At 66.2% G+C, this 2,165-nt stretch carries 1 protein-coding gene and 1 pseudogene; both read right to left on the minus strand.

Annotated elements, in window-relative coordinates; translation table 11 throughout:
- A partial coding sequence (locus BIS11_RS15870) for an efflux RND transporter permease subunit (RefSeq protein ID WP_253586517.1) occupies positions 1-1,770 on the minus strand: 1,770 nt, incomplete at its 3' end.
- An 8-nt stretch (positions 1,771-1,778) separates the two neighbouring features.
- Positions 1,779-2,165: pseudogene (locus BIS11_RS15875) on the minus strand (efflux RND transporter periplasmic adaptor subunit); the annotation flags it as partial.

Consider the following 2,165-nt stretch of genomic DNA (forward strand, 5'->3'; position numbering starts at 1 on the left):
GCGAATGTCCGTACCCTGGGGGAGCTCGTAGTTGACGAAGAAGATCGGCGTGCTCGAATCCGGAAAGAACGACTGCGGCACCAGCGTGAAGGCCCACATGCAGACTCCGGTGATCACCACCAGGGCCGCCACGGTGAGCATGCGAATGCGCAGCGCCCCGAGCAGCAGCTTGCGGTAGATCCGGTAGACGAGGCCGCCGTAGCCGTCCTCCTTTCGATCATCGCCGTCGCGCTCGGTGTTTTCGCTCTCGCGTTCGCTCTCTTCCTTGTCCTCCCCGTCCTCCTCGCCTTTCTTGCGCAGCAGGTAGTAGCCGAATAGCGGCGTGACGGTTAGCGCCAGCAGCCAGCTCAGCATCAGTGACACCAGGATCACCACGAACAGCGAGAACATGAACTCGCCGGTCACGTCATCGGAAAGCCCGATGCCGGCAAACGCCATGATGCCGATCAGCGTGGCACCGAACAGCGGCATCTGGGCGCGCTTGGCCGCCGCACTCGCCGCGCGCTTGGCCTTCTGGCCGTCTCGAATGTTGGTCACCATGCCCTCGGCGACCACGATGGAGTTGTCGACCAGCATGCCCATGGCGATGATCAGCGCGCCGAGCGAAATACGCTCCATCTCGATGTTGAAAAGCCCCATCACGAACAGCGTGCCCAGCACCGTGAGCAGCAGGGTGCTGCCCACCACCACGCCGATCTTCCAGCCCATGATCAGGCACAGCACGCCGATCACGATCGCCACCGACATCGCCAGGTTGATCAGGAAGTCGTTGATCGCGTCGTTCACCACGTTGTGCTGCTCGTAGAGCGGGTGCAGCTCGACGCCGAGCGGAATGCGGCTTTGAAGCTCGTCCATCCGCGCCTCGACCGCCTCGCCGATCTCGATGATGTTGGCCGTGGCGACCCCGGCGATGCCCAGCGTGAAGGCAGACTCGCCGTTGTAGAGCACCGCGTGGTCGGGGATCTCGGTGGGGGCGCGGTAGACGGTGGCGATGTCCGCGAGCGCCACCTGCTCGGTGGTGCCGGGGCGGCCGATGCGGATCGACTCCAGAAGCGATGTGCTGTCGATGCTGGCGCGCGCCACGATGCGTACCTGGCGGTCGCCCACCCGCAGGGCCCCGGCGTCCTCCACCGCGTTCTCGGTCTGGATGGTGTTGATCACCTGGTCGATGGGGATGCCCAGCGTCGTCAGGCGCTCGTTGGCGATATCGATGTAGATGCTCTCCTCGCGCTCGCCAGCGGAGGTGACCCGCGCCACTCCGGGCACCGCCAGCAGCTCACGCTGCAGGAAGGTGGAGATGTCACGGATCTCGCGGGTGGTGAAGCCCTCGGCGGTCACCGCGTAGAAGAGTCCGTACACCTCGCCGAAGTCGTCGTTGACCTGGGAGCCGGCCACCCCCTGGGGCAGGTCCGCCTGGGCGTCGTTGACCTTGCGGCGCAGCTCGTCCCAGATCTGGGGCAGCTCGTCGCTGCCGTAGGTATCCGCGATCTCGACCTGGATCTCCGAGCGCCCGGGCAGCGACTTGGAATCCAGCACGTCGATCTGGGGCATCTCCTGAATCGCCCGCTCCAGGCGCTCGGTGACTTCCTCCTCGACCTCCTCGGCGGTGGCGCCGGGGTAGGGCGTGTTGACGATGGCGTAGGGAATGGTGAACGAGGGGTCCTCGAGCTTGCCGACGGTGTTGAACCCCCAGAGGCCGCCGAGCAGGCAGATCACCACGATCAGCCAGGTATTGATCGGCTTCTCGATCGAACGTTTGGCGATATCCATTGAGCCCCCTACAGCGCAGCGTCGAGCGGCTTGACGCGCATGCCGTCGCGCAGCCGGTGGGCGCCGGCGGCCACCACCTGGGCGCCGGCCTCGATACCTGCGGTGATCAGGACGCGATCTTCCAGCGTCTCGCCCACACTCACCGTGCGCGGGGTGACCACGCCGTCCTCCGGGTCGAACACCCAGACCCGGAAATCGCCCGCCTCGTCGTTGTCCAGAGCGCTGGCCGGCAGGGTGATCAGCGGGGTATCGACGGTCTCCTCGAGCTCGAGATGGACCGTGGCCGTGGTGCCGGGCAGGGCGATCAGCGCGGCCTCGTTCGCCGGCGCGAACTCGACCTCGTAGGTCTGGGCGACCTCGTCGGGTTCGGTGGCGTGCTCGCGGTACGCAAGCGG

It is taken from the genome of Halomonas sp. 707D4 (genome assembly GCF_024158685.1).
GTDB lineage: Bacteria > Pseudomonadota > Gammaproteobacteria > Pseudomonadales > Halomonadaceae > Vreelandella.